This is a genomic window from Parabacteroides sp. AF18-52, assembly GCF_003479145.1.
GTDB classification, from domain to species: domain Bacteria; phylum Bacteroidota; class Bacteroidia; order Bacteroidales; family Tannerellaceae; genus Parabacteroides; species Parabacteroides faecis.
The window spans coordinates 18,569-39,563 of sequence record NZ_QUGR01000005.1; the positions used below are offsets into that span (position 1 = coordinate 18,569).

Annotated in this window: 9 protein-coding genes; all 9 read right to left on the reverse strand. The window is 43.3% G+C overall.

Features of this window, described 5'->3' with window-relative positions; all coding sequences use genetic code 11:
* Positions 1 to 138 precede the first annotated feature (138 nt).
* Entirely contained in the window at positions 139 to 2,526 is a 2,388-nt protein-coding gene (locus DWX23_RS10265) for an ABC transporter permease (RefSeq protein WP_122374436.1), read from the reverse strand.
* Positions 2,527 to 2,554: 28 nt separating this feature from the next.
* A complete protein-coding gene (locus DWX23_RS10270; protein ID WP_122374437.1) occupies positions 2,555 to 4,897 on the reverse strand; it encodes an ABC transporter permease in 2,343 nt (780 codons plus the stop codon).
* A gap of 96 nt (positions 4,898 to 4,993) precedes the next feature.
* Entirely contained in the window at positions 4,994 to 7,342 is a 2,349-nt protein-coding gene (locus DWX23_RS10275) for an ABC transporter permease (protein ID WP_122374438.1), read from the reverse strand.
* 96 nt (positions 7,343 to 7,438) lie between these two features.
* A complete protein-coding gene (locus DWX23_RS10280) occupies positions 7,439 to 9,787 on the reverse strand; it encodes an ABC transporter permease (protein ID WP_122374439.1) in 2,349 nt (782 codons plus the stop codon).
* Between the two features lie 19 nt (positions 9,788 to 9,806).
* On the reverse strand, positions 9,807 to 12,179 hold the full coding sequence (locus tag DWX23_RS10285) for an ABC transporter permease (protein ID WP_122374440.1): 2,373 nt from the start codon (positions 12,177 to 12,179) through the stop codon (positions 9,807 to 9,809).
* 607 nt (positions 12,180 to 12,786) lie between these two features.
* Positions 12,787 to 15,129 carry an ABC transporter permease gene (locus DWX23_RS10295; RefSeq protein WP_122374442.1) on the reverse strand — a complete coding sequence of 781 codons (2,343 nt, stop codon included), beginning with the start codon at positions 15,127 to 15,129 and terminating at the stop codon, positions 12,787 to 12,789.
* Positions 15,130 to 15,168: 39 nt separating this feature from the next.
* Positions 15,169 to 17,496 carry an FtsX-like permease family protein gene (locus DWX23_RS10300; RefSeq protein ID WP_122374443.1) on the reverse strand — a complete coding sequence of 776 codons (2,328 nt, stop codon included), beginning with the start codon at positions 17,494 to 17,496 and terminating at the stop codon, positions 15,169 to 15,171.
* A 119-nt stretch (positions 17,497 to 17,615) separates the two neighbouring features.
* Positions 17,616 to 18,296: an ABC transporter ATP-binding protein gene (locus DWX23_RS10305; RefSeq protein WP_122351555.1), complete on the reverse strand. Its 681-nt coding sequence runs from the start codon at positions 18,294 to 18,296 to the stop codon at positions 17,616 to 17,618.
* 194 nt (positions 18,297 to 18,490) lie between these two features.
* Entirely contained in the window at positions 18,491 to 20,821 is a 2,331-nt protein-coding gene (locus DWX23_RS10310) for an ABC transporter permease (RefSeq protein WP_122374444.1), read from the reverse strand.
* Positions 20,822 to 20,995: the final 174 nt, after the last annotated feature.

The window sequence follows — 20,995 nt, forward strand, 5'->3', positions numbered from 1 at the left end:
GCCAATATAATTCAAATACTGTGCCAAAAGAGATAAGCCAATAATAAACAAGGCGTTATAAATATAACGCCTTGCCGGATGTGTCTAATATTTGGACACTGATGTATAATAATTAGACAAAACAAACCATGAATATGCCTAATTATCTTTTATGCTGTACACCGGATTTTCATTGGCTATCCGCCAGTTCTGGAAAGTCACCGTCAGAATGGTGAGGCAGAAAACCAATAAGAAAGCAAGCATAAATACCCACCAATAAACCGGTGTCTTGAGGGCAAAGTTTTCCAGCCATTTATGGATGGCATAGTAGGCAACCGGAGCCGCCAAGGCAAAACAGATACATAATATATATATGTAAGTCTTATTAAACATGATCAGGATCTCGGAAGTAGTCGAGCCCATTATTTTTCGTATACCGATTTCTTTTTTGCGGTATTGGCTATCGAATACCACCAGTCCGAATACTCCGACCATCGAAATGAACACGGCAATCAAACTGAATAGGGTTATCAGCGAACTCAGGTTCTCTTCCTTCTCATACAAAGTATTTAATACCTGATCGAAGAACTTAACGTTAAACGGATAATCCGGATGTATCTCATTTAGTACACTTTTCACATGAGCCATTGCTGCTTGCAGGTTCGAATCACCCTTTACCTTTATATAAGCATAATCCGCTCCACCGCCATACCCCTTACCACGCACATAGAAAGCCATAGGAGTAACTTCTGTACGGAAGGACGCAAATTTTATATCCGGAATAAAGCCGACTATGTTGGCTCCATCGATCTTATCCCCCAAACTAATATCGTATAGATTTCTCGCCCGTTCATTAAATATGAAAGCCCCTTCGGCTGTCAAAGCATCTTCCTCCCGGAAATCCCGGCCCTCAGTCACAGGAATATTCATGACCTTAAGAAACGACGGATCTATCGGCATGCACTGGAACTGTATATTCTCGCCTTTCAATTCACGCCCCCACTCCATATATTGATCCTGGCTCGATAGCATGAACTCACCATAAGTGACATCCTCTATACCTGAAAAAGTCTTCAGGCTACTCCTGAAAGCGTCCGAACTCTTCAATACAGGTGCAGTCAGGTTCGTCACAATTATTTGATCCTTATCATACCCTAACGGACTATTTTGCATAAAACGATTCTGCAAAGACATAAACATCGAACCGATAATCAAAGTAAAAGAAACTATAAACTGTATGCATATAAGCACATTACGCAATCTTCGTCCTGCCGGAGACAGACCGAAACTCCCTTTCAAAACCAATGCCGGAGAAAAAGAAGTCATATAATAGGAAGGATACAAACCTGCTAGCAGTCCGGTCAGCAATGCGATCAAAGCCGTTGCGGAAAGTAACAACGGATGGGCAAACAAAGACATATCCGCATCTACCAACTTCGCTATCGTACTGTTGCCAGCCATATGGACCATCCACAAAGCCAGTAAATAAGCCACCGTACTGATACAAACAGCCTCCATCAATAGCGAGAAGCGCAATACGCCATCGGAACTGCCCAACACCTTTTGTGTATTAATACTTTTCACACGCATCGGCGTCAGTGCCGTACTGAAATTAGTAAAATTTATACCTGCAATAATCAGTATGACCAATGAAATAGCGATAAGAACCAATACCGTTTGCCGACTAGACTTGGGAGTCATATCGAAAGTTACATCCGTTGCATAATGTACATCCGGTAAACGAGTCAAGCGAAAATTAGGCTCACCTGAATACCACGACATATTCTTTCCCAGTTCATTCTTTTTATAATAGACTAAAAAATCGCTCACCAGATCCTTTGCTGACTCAGGATGGTCAAGACGGACATAAAAGTTATAGCTTGAATTTCCCCAATTATGCAAATCAGCTTTCTCATCCATCTTCAAAAAAATAGCATTTCGGATAATACTATTAAGGGGAAGATCCTTATAAATGCCACCTATCGTGTAATTTCCTTCCGGTGTAGTGAAAAAACCGACCAACAGTCCTTTACTCTCCTTTGCTGTAATCTGTTTACCAACAGCCGACTCTTCTCCGAATATTTTACGCGCCAAACTTTCCGGAACCAGCACCTTACCCGGTTCTTTCAGAGCATCTACCGAACCATCCAATATATCGAAGTCAAAGACATCCGTAAAAGAAGGATCAACAATCATGGTCGGTTCCATATAGGTACTTTTTTCTACTCCTTTATCGACCGAATAAAATGTTTCATTATAAAACGGAGAGGTAACCGCCCCTGCCACAATATGCGGAGAGAAATTCATAAAAACATTAGCCATCGGACGTGACAGGACAGCCTGTGTCGACTCCTTATCCCACTGAAACTCCACTCGGTAGATATTATCTGCATTCTTATGGAACGTATCGAAGTTCTTATCATAGTCCACTTGCATCATTATCACCATAAAAGCGGCAAAAGCCACAGATAATCCAAGGATGTTAAGAATAGTTGCCATCTTAAAACGGCGCAATACACTGATAAAATTTCGAATAATTGTTTTCATTTCTTTGTGTTGTTTATATATGGCTAACTTAATTATCTTTTATATTATTCACCGGATTGGAAGTTGCCGCCTGGTAACTCTGCACCAATACGGTAAAGAACGAGATGAACAGGCAGAACAAACCGGCTGCCGCATAAATCCAGGGAGACAGCTCGATTCGATACGAATAATCCGAAAGCCACCCATTCATAAAATACCAGATTATCGGTATGGCGATGATAAAGGCGATTGCCACATAGGTAAGGAACGCTTTTACCAGCCGGACAAGTACCTGCGCATTTGTCGAACCGAAGACTTTACGTACTGCTATCTCGGAAGAACGCTGCTGGATAAAGTAGGTTGACATCGCCAACAGACCCAGTAAAGAGATCAGGATTGCAATCATGGCAAAGATCGATACGATCTTCAGGGTCCGTTGCTGGGCGGCAAACGACCGCTCTACCTGCTCGTTAATGAACATTCCTGTAAATTCCATTCCCGTATATTTCTCGTAAACAGCCTCTATCTCTTTACGGGCTGCAAACGGATCCCCCTTCACCTCTACAATGATATTGCGCGGATTCATATCTTCCCGGTTTGAACAAAGTATCACAAGTCCCGGAAGTTTTTGCATCAGGATATTATTCATCTGGAAATCCTGAACGATACCGGCCAATGGCGTATCGAACGCAGCCCTGTGCTTGAACGAGGCAGCATCTTCCGGCAGTTCCAGGGCTTTCATAAACTCTTCAGAGAGATAGTATTTGACCGATCCGGCGACATGATTGTCACGCAGTATCTTAAAGCCCAGAATATCGAAATAGGTCTGATCGCCCCGAAACTCCTGTGAACTGATACTCTTATTATCGTAACGGCCACTGAAGTTCATACCCATAGTGAAAGGAGTTCCTTCCGCCAGTCCGACTCGGCTGACACACGCCAGTTGTTCCAGTTCGTTTGCCAGGGTATAACTGCTCTTCTGATTAGGCAACTCTCTTGCATAGATATCGAGCACATTTACCGTATTATATCCTAACGGAGCATTTATCAGATACCTGATCTGCAAAAACATAGTAAGCGAGGCAGCTACCAGACAGATCGTTATCAAATTCTGGAAAATGATAAAGAACTTGCTAAACACCATTTTCGTCTGTTTACGGAACGTACCCCGTACCACTTCGATCGGCTTCGCATTCGATATCACGATGGCAGGCAGCAACCCGGCAATAAATCCGACCAGGACGATCAGACAAATGACGATAATACCATTCACCGGCGTGATCATCTCGGTGATCTCTATCTTTTTCTGCAACAGGTCGCCGGCATAAGAAGCAAAGAAAAAGGCAAGGAATAAACCGACTACAAAAGAAATAGCCGTCAGCAAGGTCGACTCCATGATCAGGCGGGTAAATAGCTCCTTTCGCGAAGAGCCCAGCAAGCGCCGGGTAGCCATCTCTTTTGCCCGGAATCCTGTCTGTGCCACCGTCAGGTTGATATAATTGATAACGGCAAACAGTAGGATCAGCAAGCCGACCGAAAGCAGAATGACCACAAACTTCCAGTCTCCCTTTTCTATTGTAACAGCGCCGAATGATCCCTCCGGTTCCCAGAAATACAACTTATTCAGCGGGATAAATACAACTTCTGTAGAAAAGCCTCTTTCATATATCCAGAAAAAAGTATTGAACCAGTCTCTTACCTCTTCTGATTTGGAAGCAATATCAGTACCTTTACGCTCCATCACAAAGATGTTCACAACACCGGCACTATTATAATCGTCAAACATATTCTGTCCTACCGCTTTGATATTCTCGACCCGGAACAGAATATCCTGATCGGGAATGACCGAATGACGAATATTTTCCATCACTCCATTGACCACCAGTGTCAACTCATCATTGATACGAATCGTTTTGCCCATCGGGTCTTCTTTACCAAAGAACTTATTCGCAAAAGACTCGGAGATCACCGCATAGTTTCTGGCGGCCAAAGCCTGTTCCCGGTTCCCCTGTATCAACGGAACATTGAAAAAGTCGAAGAATGTCGTATCGGCCAGCATCAGATTGGCTGTCAGCGTTTCATTTCCACGTTGGATCAGGGTATTGTCGAATATCCGGCATAAAACATGACAGACTTTCTCAATTTCCGGATAACGTTCTTCCAGACGGTATCCAATCTGGTAAGCCGATCCGATATCCTGACCATTACTTACGGCATAGATACGGTCAGCATTTTCATTGTTGCGGTCGGTCGACAACTCGCCGACCACATAGGTTGCAATCAGGATCACAAACATCAGCGAGACGGACAGACCGAACAGGTCGATCGCCGTATAGCCCTTGTTTCGTCCCAGGAAATTAAAAAAGGACTTAAAATTCAATACATTGTTCATTGCAGTGTTACTCTAAATGTTTCTACTAAGTCATTAGCTATAATAATTATGTAAAAGGTTTTGGTCATTCCGGTTAAAAGACAACCAGGCAAAAGCCTAATTATTCTTTATGTTTTCTACCGGATTGGCTATTGCTGCCTGATAGCTCTGTATAAACACAGTTACAAACGAGACGATCAGACAGAACAGTCCGGCAACAACATAAATCCAGGGGGAAAGTTCGATCCGATAGGAATAATCGGTCAGCCATCCGTTCATAAAATGCCAGATCAACGGTATGGCGATGATAAAAGCTACCGCCACATAAGTAAGAAAAGCCTTCACCAACCGGATCAATACCTGTGCATCTGTCGAACCGAAAACCTTACGTACCGCTATTTCAGACGAGCGTTGCTGAATAAAGTAAGTCGACATGGCCAGCAGTCCCAACAACGAGATCAGGATCGCAATACCGGCAAAGATCATAACGATCGATAACGTCCTTTTCTGAACCGTAAACGATTCCTCGATCTGTTCATCCATAAACTTACCTGTAAAGTCCATTCCGGTTAGTTTTTTATAAACAGCTGCTACTTCCTGACGGGCTTCAAACGGATCACCGTTCACTTCTACCAGGATATCACGAGGATTATTAAGTTCTTCTTTATTTTCTGTCTGAATGATAACTACCGGACGATTCTCCAGCAATACATTATGTAACTGAAAGTTTTTTACGATACCCGCTACAGGATGCACACCCCAGGCAACGAAATCAAAAGAGGTAGCATCTTCTTTCAATTCCAGAGCTTTCATCGATCCTTCAGACAAAAAATACTTTGTCGGATCGGCAATCCGGTTATCACGCAGGACTTCAAAGCCCAGGATATCGCAATATTCCTTATTACAATAAAGTATCTGGAAAGGTATTTCCTTATCACCGTAACGGGCAGTATAATTCATACCCATATCGAATGGTGTGCCATCTCCCAGTCCTACCCGATTGACGCAAGCCATCTGTTTCAGCTCACTCACCAGGGTCTCGTACATCTTACTATCAGGCAGCTCTGTTCCGTTTATATCGATAATATTGACTAAATTATACCCTAACGGGGCCTTGATCAGATGTCTTACCTGTAAAAACATGGTGACGGAAGCGGCAATCAGACAAATAGTGATCGTATTCTGAAAAACAATAAAGAATTTACTGAATACCATCTTCGTCTGTTTCCGGAACGTACCCCGTACCACTTCGATCGGTTTCGCATTCGAGATAACGATTGCCGGTAACAATCCGGCTATAAATCCGACCAGGGTGATCAACAGTATCACAACCATACAGTTCAATGGAGTAATCATTTCAACCAAATCTATTTTCTTCTGCAACAGGTCGCTCACATAAGGAGCAAAGAAAAAGGCTAACAACAAACCGACAAAAAAAGAGATGGTTGTCATCAAGGTCGATTCCATGATCAGACGGGAAAACAATTCCTTCCTTGAAGAACCCAACAAACGGCGGGTGGCCATTTCTTTCGCCCTGAAACCCGTCTGTGCCACCGTCAGATTGATGTAATTAATGACAGCAAACAACAGGATAAGTAAACCGACCGACAACAGAATCATCACAAACTGCCAGTTACCTCTTTCTATCTTATATCTTCCGAACGGACTGTTTTGTTCCCAGAAGTATAACTTTGTCAGCGGAACAAACCCAACAGCCTTCATCGCCCCGTGCTTGTATCCCGGAAGAAAAGTCTTGAACCAATCCACTATATCATCTGCCCGTGAAGTGATATCGGCTCCTTCACGCTCCATGACAAAGACATTGGTAGCCCCATAACTGTTGTAATTAGCGAACCACCCTTCAGGTGCCATAGCTGTGATATTATCGATCCGGAACAGGATATCCCCATCCGGAATGACAGAGTGACGGATATTCTTCATTACTCCGTTGACTACCAATGTCAATTTATCATTGATACGGATCGTCTTACCCATCGGATCTTCATTTCCAAAATACTTATTGGCAAAAGATTCGGAGATCACGGCATAGTTTCTGGCAGCCAAAGCCTGCTCTTTACTTCCTTGTACCAAAGGGAAGCTGAAGAAGTCAAAAAAAGTCGTGTCGGCAAGCATCAGGTTTGCCGTCATATTATTCTCTCCGTTCCGGAGGGGGACATTATCGAAGACACGGGTCATGGTATGGCATACTTTTTCGATCTCCGGATAACGCTCTTCCAGGCGATAACCTACCCGGTAAGCCGAGCCGCTCATTTCGCCATCCGTTAAAACGTAGATACGGTCGGCGTGCTCATGATAACGGTCGGTCGACAACTCGCCAACCACATAGGTTGCAATCAGGATCACAAACATCAGCGAGACGGACAGACCGAACAGGTCGATCGCCGTATAGCCCTTGTTTCGTCCCAGGAAATTAAAGAAGGACTTAAAATTCAATACATTGTTCATTGTGGTGTTACTCTATATGTTACTACTAATTCATTAGCTATATATAATATGTAAAAGGTTTCGGTTGCTTTGGTTAAAAGATAATCAGGCAAAAGCCTAATTATCTTTTATATTTTCTACCGGATTGGCTGTTGCTGCCTGATAACTCTGTATAAACACAGTTACAAACGAGACGATCAGACAGAACATTCCGGCAACGACATAAATCCAAGGGGAAAGCTCGATCCGATACGAATAATCGGTCAGCCATCCGTTCACAAAATGCCAGATCAGCGGTATAGCGATGATAAAGGCAACCGCCACATAGGTCAGGAAGGCTTTCACCAACCGGACAAGCACTTGTGCATTGGTAGAACCGAAGACCTTGCGCACGGCTATTTCAGACGAACGCTGCTGGATAAAGTAAGTCGACATGGCCAGCAACCCCAACAACGAGATCAGGATCGCGATACCGGCAAAGGTCATAACGATTGTCAAAGTTCTTTTCTGAACCGTAAATGATTCTTCGATCTGTTCATCCATGAACTTACCTGTAAATTCCAAACCGGTCAATTTTTTATAAGTGGCAGCCACTTCCCGGCGGGCAGTAAACGGATCGCCATTCACTTCTACGATGATATTATGAGGACGATCGAGTTCCTCTTTGCTTTCAGAGAGAATCAGAACGACCGGAGAGTTCTTTTGTATTATATTACGTAACTGGAAATCCTTTACAATACCGGCAACAGGATGTTTTCCCCAAGCGCTGAAATCAAAATCCGTAGCGTCTTCTTTCAATTCCAGAGCTTTCACCGAGCTTTCGGCAAGAAAATATTTATCCGTATCGGCTACATGGTTATCACGCAGGAATTCAAACCCCAGAATATCGCTATATTCTTTATTACAACGAATGATCTGGAAAGGAATCATCTTATCATCGTAACGGGCATTATAATTCATTCCCATATTGAAAGGAGTACCTTGTCCTAATCCTACCCGGTTGACGCTACCCAACTGTTTCAACTCACTCACCAGAGTATTACAGGATTGATTCTCCGGCAATTCATCTCCTTTTATATCGATAATATTGACTGAATTATATCCTAACGGAGCATTGATCAGATGCTTCACCTGCAAAAACATGGTAACAGAAGCTGCAATCAGACAAATCGTGATCGTATTTTGAAAAACAATAAAGAACTTACTGAATACCATCTTCGTCTGTTTACGGAAAGTACCCCGCACTACTTCGATCGGTTTCGCATTCGAGATAACGATTGCCGGTAACAATCCGGCTATAAATCCGATCAGGGCGATCAGCAATATCACAACCATACCATTCAACGGAGTGATCATTTCAACCAGATCTACTTTCTTCTGTAACAGATCACTTACAAAAGGAGCAAAGAAGAAAGCAAGCAACAAACCAACTAAGAAAGAAATAGTTGTCAACAATGTCGATTCCATGATCAAGCGGGAAAACAATTCTTTCCTCGAAGAACCCAGCAAACGACGGGTGGCCATTTCTTTCGCCCTGAAACCGGTCTGTGCCACTGTCAGGTTGATGTAATTAATGACGGCAAACAACAAAATAAGCAAACCGACTGATAACAAGATCATCACAAACTGCCAGTTGCCTCTTTCTATCGCATAAAATCCATACGGATTGGTCTGTTCCCAAAAATATAACTCTGTCAGCGGAATGAAGCTAAGTCCCTTTACAGATCCATTCATATATGCCGGTACAAAGGTATTGAACCAATCCATGATATCCTTCGACCGGGAAGTAATATCTGCACCTTCCTGTTCCATCACAAAGACATTGGTCATTCCATAACTGTTGTAGTTAGCAATCCAACCTTCAGGAATTAAGGTATTGATATTTTCGATCCTGAACAGGATATCCTGATCCGGGATAACAGAATTCCGGATATCCTTCATCACACCATTCACCATCAGCGACAGTTTATCATTGATACGGATCGTTTTCCCCATCGGGTCTTCATTTCCAAAAAACTTATTCGCAAAAGATTCGGAGATCACGGCGTAGTTCTTTGCCGCCAATGCCTGCTCTTTACTCCCCTGCACTAACGGGAAATCAAAAAATTCGAAAAAAGTCGCATCAGCAAGCATCATATTTGCCGTTACATTATTCTCCCCGTTTTGGATCGGAGTATTTTCAAAGACACGGGTCATTGTATGACAGACTTTTTCAACCTCCGGATAATGTTCCTCCAGACGAGTACCCAACGGATAAGCCGAACCGCTCATTTGACCATCCGTCAAAACGTAGATACGGTCGGCATGCTCATGGTAACGGTCGGTCGACAACTCACCGACCACATAGGTTGCGATCAAAATCACAAACATCAGCGAGACAGACAAGCCGAACAGGTCGATGGCAGTATACCCCTTGTTGCGTCCCAGAAACTTAAAGAATGATTTGAAATTTAAAATGTTACTCATAATATCGATACTAGATTAGTTATTCACTTTTAACACTATTCACCGGATTCTCATTCGCCGCTTTCCAGTTCTGGAAAGTAACCGTCAGCATCGTGATCGCTGCCACAACGGCAAAAGCCAAAACAAACACCCACCAGAAGATCGGTGTCTTGTCGGAAAAGTTTTCCAGCCATTTATGCACTCCGTAATAAGCAAACGGAGCCGCTATGACGAAGCATATACTGACAACCTTCAGGTAAATTTTATTGAACATATTCAATATCTCCTGTACCGTCGCACCGAACACTTTCCGAACGCCGATCTCTTTCCGTCTGTACTGTGTTTCAAAGACTACCAAACCGAATACGCCCACGATCGACAGAACGATAGCCAACAGGCTGAACAAGGTGATCATCTTTTTCAGATATTGTTCTTTATGATAGAGATTATTGAATACCGTATCGTAAAACTCGACTTCGAAAGGATAAGCCGGATCGATATCGGCAATCACCCGGTGGATATGGGCTACCGCCTCTTCCACGTTTGTTCCGACTTTCAGGCGGATATAGGAAACAGGTAAGACATCGAATCTTGCACTCAACCTGAATAGCAACGGTCTGTTAGACGAACGCAGGGAAGAAACCTTTATATTGTCGATAAAGCCGACTATATTACCTGTACCCATCCAGCTCTTTTCCAATGGATGTCCCGGTTCCATATCCGGAACGACATCCAGAACCCGCTTGGTAAAGATACAAGCAAAAGTAGAATCACTTTGTGCATCCGAACGGCTAAAATCACGTCCGCTGGTGACGGGAATACCCATCACATTCAGAAAGTTCCATGAAACATCGATAATTTCGCTATTAAATTCTTTATTATTATAACGGAAATCATTGGCTGAATAGACATCCGAAGCTCCTACTATGGTATTGGCAAATCCTACATCCTCGATACCGGCATACTCTTTGAACCGGTTTACCAACAAATCGCCGGACTTCTTGACTATATCCTGACTCAACGTCACCATCGCTACCTGGTCTTTATCGAATCCCAACTTGTAAGAACGCATATAGTTATTCTGGATCTGTATAAAAGAAGAACCGATAATCAAACCGATGGAAACAACATACTGGAAACCGATCAAGGCTGTACGCAACTTCCGTCCTGAAGTAGACAGACCGAAACTACCCTTCAATACCAGTGCCGGTTGGAAAGAGGTCATATACCATGCCGGATACAGACCGGCTACCAACCCCAATAAAACAGAAATACCCAACACCATAAATAACAGCGGTATATAATGCAGTAAATTCGTATCCGCTTCGACGAATGATAAAACTTCCGTCCTGTTCAATATCCAGGTCAATAAAAAGGCCAACAGGCAGGCAAATACACAAATAGATACCGCTTCGGCTACCAAACTTGCCCGCAAACTTGCTGTCGAACTGCCCAATACCTTTTGGGTATTGATACTTTTTATCCGCATCGGAGCCAGCGAAGTACTGAAATTCGTAAAATTGATCCCGGCAATGACGATAACCAGTAAAGCGATCAATACCAATAACCGCATCGTATCGACATTTCCGGTCTTAATAAAATCATCCAACTGACCAGGCATATAATAAATGTCAGTGATAGGTATCAGTTGCAAACGGGTTTCTTTATTGACATTATATTTAGCAAAATCGAATGTACTATTGAAATTATCCTCTGCTACCTGACGTGATTCAGGTGAATCGAGCAATAAATATCCCATAAAGTTCTGAGAAAGCCAATCATCTTCAAAGTGTTTATTCATTCGGGCATAAATTCCGTTTTCCATCTGCGAGTTCTCCGGAAAATCTTTATAGACAGCTCCGACGGTAAAGTTCATTCCATCTACATAAAACACTCTATCTTTCGAACGAATACTTTTGCCTATAGCCGATTCCTTGCCAAACATCCGTTTAGCCATACTTTCAGATATCATTACCTTTTCCGGGTCTTCCAGGCAAGTTGCAATTCCTTCCACCAAAGTCGGTTCGAATACTTTGGGAAAATCCGGATAGCAAGGGATAAATAATTCTTTAAAACCTCTCTCATCATTTCCCTCTCCTACGTTCACATAGGTTTTACTACTAAAAGAATTCAGCAATGTATAGGCTTCAATATGCGGAGACGAAGTAAAAGCAGCATTCGCTAACGCCTGGGGAATTACTGACGCATAAATATCTCCTTCGCCGTGATTCATATCTACCCGGCAAATACGGGATGCGGTCGGATAACACCGGTCGAAAGTCCGTTCATATTGAACCTGCATCATAATCACCAGAAAAGCAGTGAAGGCAACGGTCAACCCTATCACATTCAGAAAAGACGCCATCTTGAAACGGCGCAGTACGTTCATAAAGTTTCGTAATATTGTTTTCATCTATACTAATGTTTTTTGTCTTCTATTCTTATTACACCTATCAATATTCAAATTACGTGCCAAAAACAATAAACAGCTATTTATCAAACATATACATAAACACAGATATTCAGGACATGTCAAATAATTGGACAGTCCTGTCTAGTTTTTTTACATCGCAAAGCATTCTTCTCCAAGATATTCATTATTCACGTTTCAGGTTTCAGTCCATTCGAACGTTTGTTTTTCAAGACAATAAACTGAAAGGAGATAAATTGCTTATCCAGAAAGGTCCTACCTTTTGATTTCAAAATAAGGGACTTTTGATCTCAAAACATATATGTTTTGCCAACGAAACATATATGCTTTTTTTAACGGGTAACGACTGCTCCCTCCACGGGTAGGCATTCGTAAAAAATAAGACGGGACCGAAAAAAAACGGGACGGCATCCGTTTCAGAAAAACCTTTAGTATATAACTCAAAAGCCTTGCAGCTTTCCGAAAAAAACTGCAAGGCTTTTGGAACCTGATGACGTTTCAGCATAATCAAATCATATACAGATATTTAAAAACAACTGAAACCTGAAACGTTATTTTGTTTTTCCTATGGGGAAAAGTCATTCGTTCTCTATTTATTCGCTACGCTATCTACCGGATTGGCATTCGCCGCCTGGAAACTTTGTACAACGACCGCGGCAAATGAGATAAGCAGACAGAACAGACCGGCCGCAATGAAATAAAGCGGATTGAGGCTGATGCGGTATGAATAGCCCGACAGCCATTCTTTCATGGCATACCAGACAAGCGGCGTTGCGATAACAAAAGCAATCACCACATAGATCAGGAACGTACCTACCAGCCGGAACAGGATACTCTTATTATCCGACCCGAAAACTTTACGGACCGCTACTTCCTGTGCACGCTGCTGGATGAAATAGGTCGACATAGCCAGCAAACCGAGCAGAGAAATCAGGATCGCGATCAGAGCAAAGATCACAACAATCTTTACCAGGCGTATCTGCGAGTCGAACGATTCCTGTATCTCACTATCCAAATATTTAGCCTCGAACTCTACCTTGGTCACATCTTCCACAATCCTGGCAATCTCTTTATAAGCGGTGAACGGATCGCCCTCCACCTCTATCAGGATATTCCAGGGCCAACTGTTCGGTTGGTTGAAATCGCGGAAGCGTAACATGACCGGCGAACTTTCGTCCGTGATCCTCCGTAACTGGAAATCTTTCAGCACACCGAGGATAGGCGCCGGATCATTCCCTTCCAGGTTGAACGACTGGGCATTCAGTGGTAATTCCATATCGCGGAGAGCTCTTTCGGAGAGATACCAGCTCCAGTTATTACCCGATGCAACCTGGTTATCCTGCACAATCTCAAGCCCCAGCATCTTAAATGCAGCACTGTCGAGCACCATCTGCTGGAAACTGAGCGATTTCCCTTCATATACTCCTGTCAGGTTGTTAGTGCCGCTGAACGGCGTACCGTTACTGAACCCGATGGACTTGACACAGGTCAACTGACGCAGACCGTCCATAGCTGCCGTTTTCTCGCTGTCCGAACGGAACTGGTTTTCGGCAACCAGGATATTCCTTGTATTATATCCCAGTGGGGCCGTTATCATATGATGAATCTGGACACCCATGATCAGGGCTGCCGCCAGGGTAGCAATCGTGATCGTATTCTGGAAAGTGATAAAACATTTACTGAATACCATTTTAGTCTGACGACGGAATGTACCGCGCACCACTTCGATCGGCTTGGAGGCCGAAATCAACAAGGCCGGCAACAAACCGGAAAGCGTTCCGATCAACAGGATTATCCCCGCAGCCACAGCAAACCATACCGGTGTACAGGCTTCTGTCAGGGAAATACGTGTATCCAGCAGTTCATTGGCATACGGCACTGCGGCAATAGACAGCAGGACACCGAACAGGAACGAAACCAGCGTAAGCAGTAAAGATTCCATCATCAACCGCAGGAACAATTCCATACGGGAAGAACCCAGCAGACGACGGGTTGCCATCTCTTTTGCCCGTTGGCTTGCCTGGGCTACCGTCAGGTTGATATAGTTGAATATGGCAAAGATCAGGATCAGGATACCGACCGACATCAATACGAGCACGAAGTTGCGGTCGCCACGTTCAAGCGTAGACCATTGGAAATCTTTAAAATAAAGTTCATTCAGCGGTGTAACCGTCACTCCTTTCCATACATCTATCTTATAAGGCCAGAAGATCTCTTTAAAATAGGTATGGATATCGTCGGCCCTGTTACTCAGGTCAGCCCCTTCATGCAACATCAGGAAACCGACGGTTGCACCGGCATTGTTATCGGTTGTCTTAGTCAGACCACCGTTAAATTCACCCATACGTTCGATGCGTATCAGCATATCGGTGTAAGGCAAAACGGATTTACGGATATCTTCCATCACACCGGTAACGATCACCGAGGTGGAATCGCTGATGCGAATACTTTTCCCTACAGCGTCTGCCTCTTGTCCGAACATTTTACGGGCAAATGTTTCGGAGATCACCGCATTATAACGGTCCTGCAAGGCTCTGTCAGGATCGCCTTCCAATAATTTGAATGAGAAAAAGTCGAAGAAGGTCGAATCGGCACACATCAACGATGCCTTCAGTTTCTTATCGCCATAAAAAACCTGATGGTTATCCAGGTTATTCGGGATGACAGGACAAACCTTCTCTATCTCCGGATACCTTTCCTGCAAACGGTAAGGGATGGGAACGGCAGTAGCCGGTCCGTCCTCATTGCCGATCACACAGATACGGTCACGGTTCACATGGAATTTATCCACAGATAATTCCTGCACGGTATAAACAGCGATCAGGATAACGAACATCAGTGAAATAGATAATCCGAATACATCGATCGCAGTATATGCTTTATTCCTGCTAAGAAACTTCAGGAACGATTTCATGTTCAACAAATTATTCATCATTCAAATTATTTGATATTGACTCATTTCTATTTCATACTACCTGCCGCTCACGCTTTCTATCGGGTTGGCATTAGCAGCTTTGTAACTCTGAAAAAATACCGTTACAAGTGCAATTACAAGACAGAATATACCGGAGACAATAAAGATTAGCGGATTCAGGGAGATCCGGTATGAATAATCGGACAGCCACTGGTTCATAAAATACCAGATAATCGGTGTTGCTATAATAAAGGCCACACCCACATAAACCAAAAATGAACCGATCAGACGGATCAAAATAGCCTGATTATCAGATCCGAACACTTTGCGAATAGCCACCTCCTGCGAACGCTGATGGATGAAATAAGTCGACATGGCCAGTAAACCCAACATAGAGATAATAACTGCAATCGAAGCAAAGAGCGAAACAATCTTTGTCATCCGGACTTCAGACTCGAACGATTTCTGAACCTGTTCATTCAGATAGGTGGCATTGAAATCCAACCCACCGGAAGCCTCCTTATAGATCTCTTGTATTTTGTTATAAGCTGTATAAGGGTTACCTTCCACTTCGATAAGAATACTCCAGGGGAACATTTCACTCCGTTTGTCGATGCGAAGCATGGCGGGACGCATATCATTCGTAATATTTCCCAACTGAAAGTCCTGCACAATACCGGCAATCGGCGTTGCATTTTTATTCCATAGGAAACTGGGGGCGTCCTGTGGCAACTCCATATCACACATGGCTTTTTCAGTCACATACCAGCTCTTTTCTGCTAATTGGTTATCACGGACAATCTTATATCCCAACATATTGAACGCTGTGCTATCCATGATGAACTGCTGGAAACCGAGAAATTTGCCTTCATATTCGCTGGACATATTATTACTTCCGCTCAAAGGCATCCCGGCAGCCAGCCCTACTCGTTTAACGAACGGCTGACGGCCAAATTCATCGATAGCCGCATTACGGTCGGAGTTATTTGCAAAACCATTCGCAACCTCCAGTATACTATTCGTGTTATAGCCCAACGGTGCATTGATCAAGTGACGCGATTGCAGGATCATGACGATCGAAGCAGCGATCATGGCAATGGTGATTCCATTCTGGAAAGTGATAAACACCTTACTGAACACCATTTTCGTCTGCCTACGGAACGTTCCGCGCACGATATCGATCGGCTTCACGGAAGAAATCAATACAGCCGGCAACAGTCCGGCAACAACGCCAATCAGAAGAATCAAGACAATACCCGCAAGACACCAGCCAGGAGTGAAAGTCGCCATCAGATCGATCTGCGTCTGCAAAAGATCATTCACAAAAGGAACCGCCGCATGTGCCAGCAACCAGCCTATTCCGAAAGAAATTACGGTCAGCAAAGTCGATTCTATCATCATACGTATGAATAAATCTCCACGTGACGATCCTAACAAACGTCTTGTAGCCATCTCCTTCGCCCGCTGACCTGCCTGTGCGACTGTCAGATTAATATAATTGAATATGGCAAAGACCAGGATCAGGATACCTACAGACAAGAGAACGATGACCAAACGCTTGTTCCCTGTTTGAACAGATCCGAAATCGTTCAATTCAGAGAAATAAAGTTCACTCATCGGTATCAAGTTCACTACTTTGGACATATCACGCTGGTAAATCCAGAACGATTCCTTGAAATATGCCAGGATATCCGGTATCTTCGGACGCAGGTCGGCACCCGGCTTCATCTTTAAGAAAGCGACTGTCGAGCCGGCATTTCCGGGATGATCCATACTGATCGACCAGTTGTACTCATGAGCCCGCTCCACACGAAACATAATATCAGCGTACGGGATCGTCGAGTGTTTGATATCTTCCATAATGCCGCTCACCAGGAAAGAAAGCGAATCGCCGATAATAACGCTTTGTCCGATCGGGTCTTCCGTGCCGAACAGTTTATTGGCAAAAGTCTTTGAGAGAACGACATTGCTTCTGTTTTCCAATACCCGGTTCTTATCTCCTGCCAGGAGTTTAAAAGAGAAAAAGTTAAAGAAGCAAGAATCGACGGGGACTGTTCTGGCAGTTAATTTTTTATCATTGTTTTTTACGATCTGGTTACCCACATTGGTTGTAATAACCGGGCAGACCTGCTCGATCTCAGGATAGCGTTCCTGCAGGCGGTAAGCAATTGGCAAGGCCGTGCTCGGTCCTTTGTCGTTAGCCAACACATAAATGCGGTCTACATCCTTATGGAACTTGTCGACCGACAATTCCTGTACGGTATAAACGGCAATTAGTATAACGAACATTAAGGAAACAGACAATCCGAATACGTCGATTGCCGTATAGGCTTTATTCCTGCTTAAGAATTTGAGGAATGATTTTATATTTAATAGGTTATTCATATTCTTACTGATTTCATTTAGGCGAGAGAATAAACATATCCCACCTTCACAGGTAGGATATGCCGGTTTATCTTAATTTATAAATTTAGCTATATGCTTTGTTATGTATCGAAATATGATCAAATAAATTCACTGACAGAAGATACGATGCTACCGTCGAACAGGTTGACGATGCGGTGTGCAAAGCTGGCATCATGTTTGGAGTGGGTTACCATGACGATGGTAGTTCCTTCCTTGTTCAGTTCGGTCAGCAGCTGCATCACTTCGGCACCATTCTTAGAGTCCAGGTTACCGGTCGGCTCATCCGCCAGAATGATCTTCGGGTTGGAAACGACTGCACGGGCAATGGCAACACGTTGTTGCTGACCACCGGATAACTGCTGTGGGAAGTGAGTGGCACGATGGCTGATATTCATTCGTTTCAGGATATCGGTTACCATCTGTTTACGTTCGGCAGCTTTTACCTTCAGGTAAGTCAAAGGCAATTCCACATTTTCATACACATTCAGTTCGTCGATCAGGTTGAAGCTCTGGAATACGAAACCGATATTCCCTTTACGCACCTGGGTACGTTCTTTTTCTTTCAGGTGGCCCACTTCTTTATCGATCAGATAGTAGTCGCCGGAAGTCGGGTTATCCAGCAATCCCAGAATATTCAACAATGTTGATTTACCGCAACCGGAAGGTCCCATGATAGCAACAAACTCACCGTCTTTCACTTCCATTGAAATATTGTTCAATGCAATAGTTTCAACCTCCTCTGTACGGAAATGCTTACTTAATCCTTCAATCTTAATCATAATGTTATTTTTTAATTCTACGTTATATACTTTGTAATATCTAAAAAACGCTCTGTTTTCTCTATATAATTCAAAATACGTGCCAAACTTAATAATTTACTGATATTCAAACCTATAGATTTTATTCTTTTTTCGATGAGTGTCTAATATTTAGACACTCATGTCTAGTTTTTTTACACTCGGCAGCAAATCGGTCATTTATTCTTTATACTTTCCACCGGATTGAGATTGGCAGCCTGGTAACTCTGGATAAATATCGTAACGAACGATACGAATAAACAAAACAGACCGGCTGCTATAAAAATAAGCGGGCTCAATTCGATCCGGTAAGAATAATCGGACAACCATTGCTGCATGAATCGCCAGATGATCGGTGTAGCGATCACAAAAGCAATCAATACATAGACAAGGAAAGTACGGATCAGCCGGTATAATATCTGGGAATTGGTCGAGCCGAAGACTTTACGCACCGCCACTTCCGATGAACGCTGCTGGATAAAATAGGTCGACATAGCCAGCAACCCCAGCAATGAGATCAGGATAGCGACGAAAGCAAAGATCGAAACGATCCGGGAAGTCCTTTCCTGTGCAGCAAATGATTCCTGTATCTGCGTATCTATATATTTCCCTTCAAAGCCGACATGGCCGATACGTTCATATATTTCCTGTATATCTTTATAGGATTCCACAGGATCGCCTTCTACTTCCAGCAGTACATTATACGGGGTCCATTCTTTTATATCATTCTTAATAAGCAATCTGACCGGCTTCTTCTGATACATGATATTCGATAACTGGAAATCTTTCACAATACCGGCAATAGGAATTTCCTGCCCCCACACTTTGATGGAAGGAGAATCTTCCGGCAATTCCATTTCACGCATAGCCTGCTGGTTCAGATAGACCTTTTTAGTACCGGCCAGATGATTATCACGTATTATCTCAATACCTAATATACTCAGAAAAGCCGTATCGGCCCTGAATACCTGAAAACTGACCTGCTTGCCATTGATCTCTTCCGTAGAATTATTCCCCCGATTAAAAGGAGTGCCCTGTGAAAAAGCGATCCGCTTGACAGAAGCCAGTTGGCTCACCTCATTAGCGAATGTCTCTATATCTTTCTTACTTTTATAAGATTCGACCGGAACATCCATCACATTCGTCGTTTTATATCCCAACGGAGCATGTATGAGATGATTCACTTGTGCCACCATCGTTATGGAAGCTGCCACCAAGGCTATCGTGATTCCGTTCTGAAAAGTAATGAAGAACTTACTGAACACCATCTTGGTCTGCCGGCGGAAAGTACCCCGCACCACTTCAATCGGCTTGGCATTGGAAATCACAATGGCAGGCAACAATCCTGCAAGTATACCGATCAACAGAATGGCAGCTACAGCCAGCAATACATAACCGGGGGTAACAAAGTCCGACAGATTTATACGGGCATTCAACAACTGAGAGGCATAAGGAGAGAAAAATATTGCCAGAAAGATACCCAACAGGAAAGAAATGAAAGTCATCAGGGTAGACTCCATGATCAGCCGCAGGAACAGGTCTCCTCTCGACGAGCCCAATAATCTGCGGGTAGCCATTTCTTTTGCCCGGAAAGCCGTCTGCGCCACTGTCAGATTAATATAGTTGATGATGGCAAACAGCAGGATAAGTATCCCTACCGAAAGCAGGATCATTACAAATTGCCAGTCCCCTTTAGCCAGCGTATAGGTACCCATATCCGAGAAATAAAAATCCTCCAGAGGATTCAGAAGCACTTTACTATAAATTCCTCTTTGATACATCCAGAATACTTCTTTGAAATAAGCGACGATATCATCCGTTTTGGCAAGCAGGTCTGCTCCTTCCTTTACCATTATGAAATTGTTGACGGCTCCGGTATTATAGAACTGGTCGCTGTCTATTCCCTCTTCCATATATTTGAGCTGTTTGATTCCCATCAGGATATCGCAATACGGAATCGTAGAGTTTTTAATATCTTTCATGATCCCGTTCACTTGGATACGGATGGAATCGTTCACCTGAACGACCTGCCCTATCGGATCACTGTCGCTAAATACTTTGCGGGCAAAACTTTCGGAGATCACGCCATAGCCATCGGCATCCATCACATGATTGCGGTCGCCAACCAACAGCGGGAAAGAGAAGAAATCGAAGAAAGTCGTATCGGCGAACATTAATTCGGCATTGAAGTTTTTATCGGCTACCGTTACAGATGTATGATAGAATCCCCAGGGAGCGACCGGACATACTTTTTCTATTTCCGGATACCGTTCCTGCAAACGGTAGGCCAGCTTATAGGCCGATCCGGTATTGGCTTCGCTGCTTAACACGTAGATACGGTCGCCTTTCTCATGGTATTTGTCGGTAGATAATTCCTGTACCGAATAAACGGCTATCAATATAACGAACATCAACGATACGGATAATCCGAAGATATCGATTGCCGTATAGGTTTTGTTCCGGCTTAGAAATTTGAAAAATGACTTAAAGTTTACCAGGTTATTCATTTGATTTGTGTTTTTAATATTTTATACCAGTGTATGCTAAATACATATAGCCTGTAAAGAATCAAATAGTGTGCCAAAACAAACAATCATCTGATATACAAGAAAATGAATCAGACAGAATTCAAAGAAAATGTCAAATTATTAGACAGTGGTGTAAATTAATTAGACAGTTAA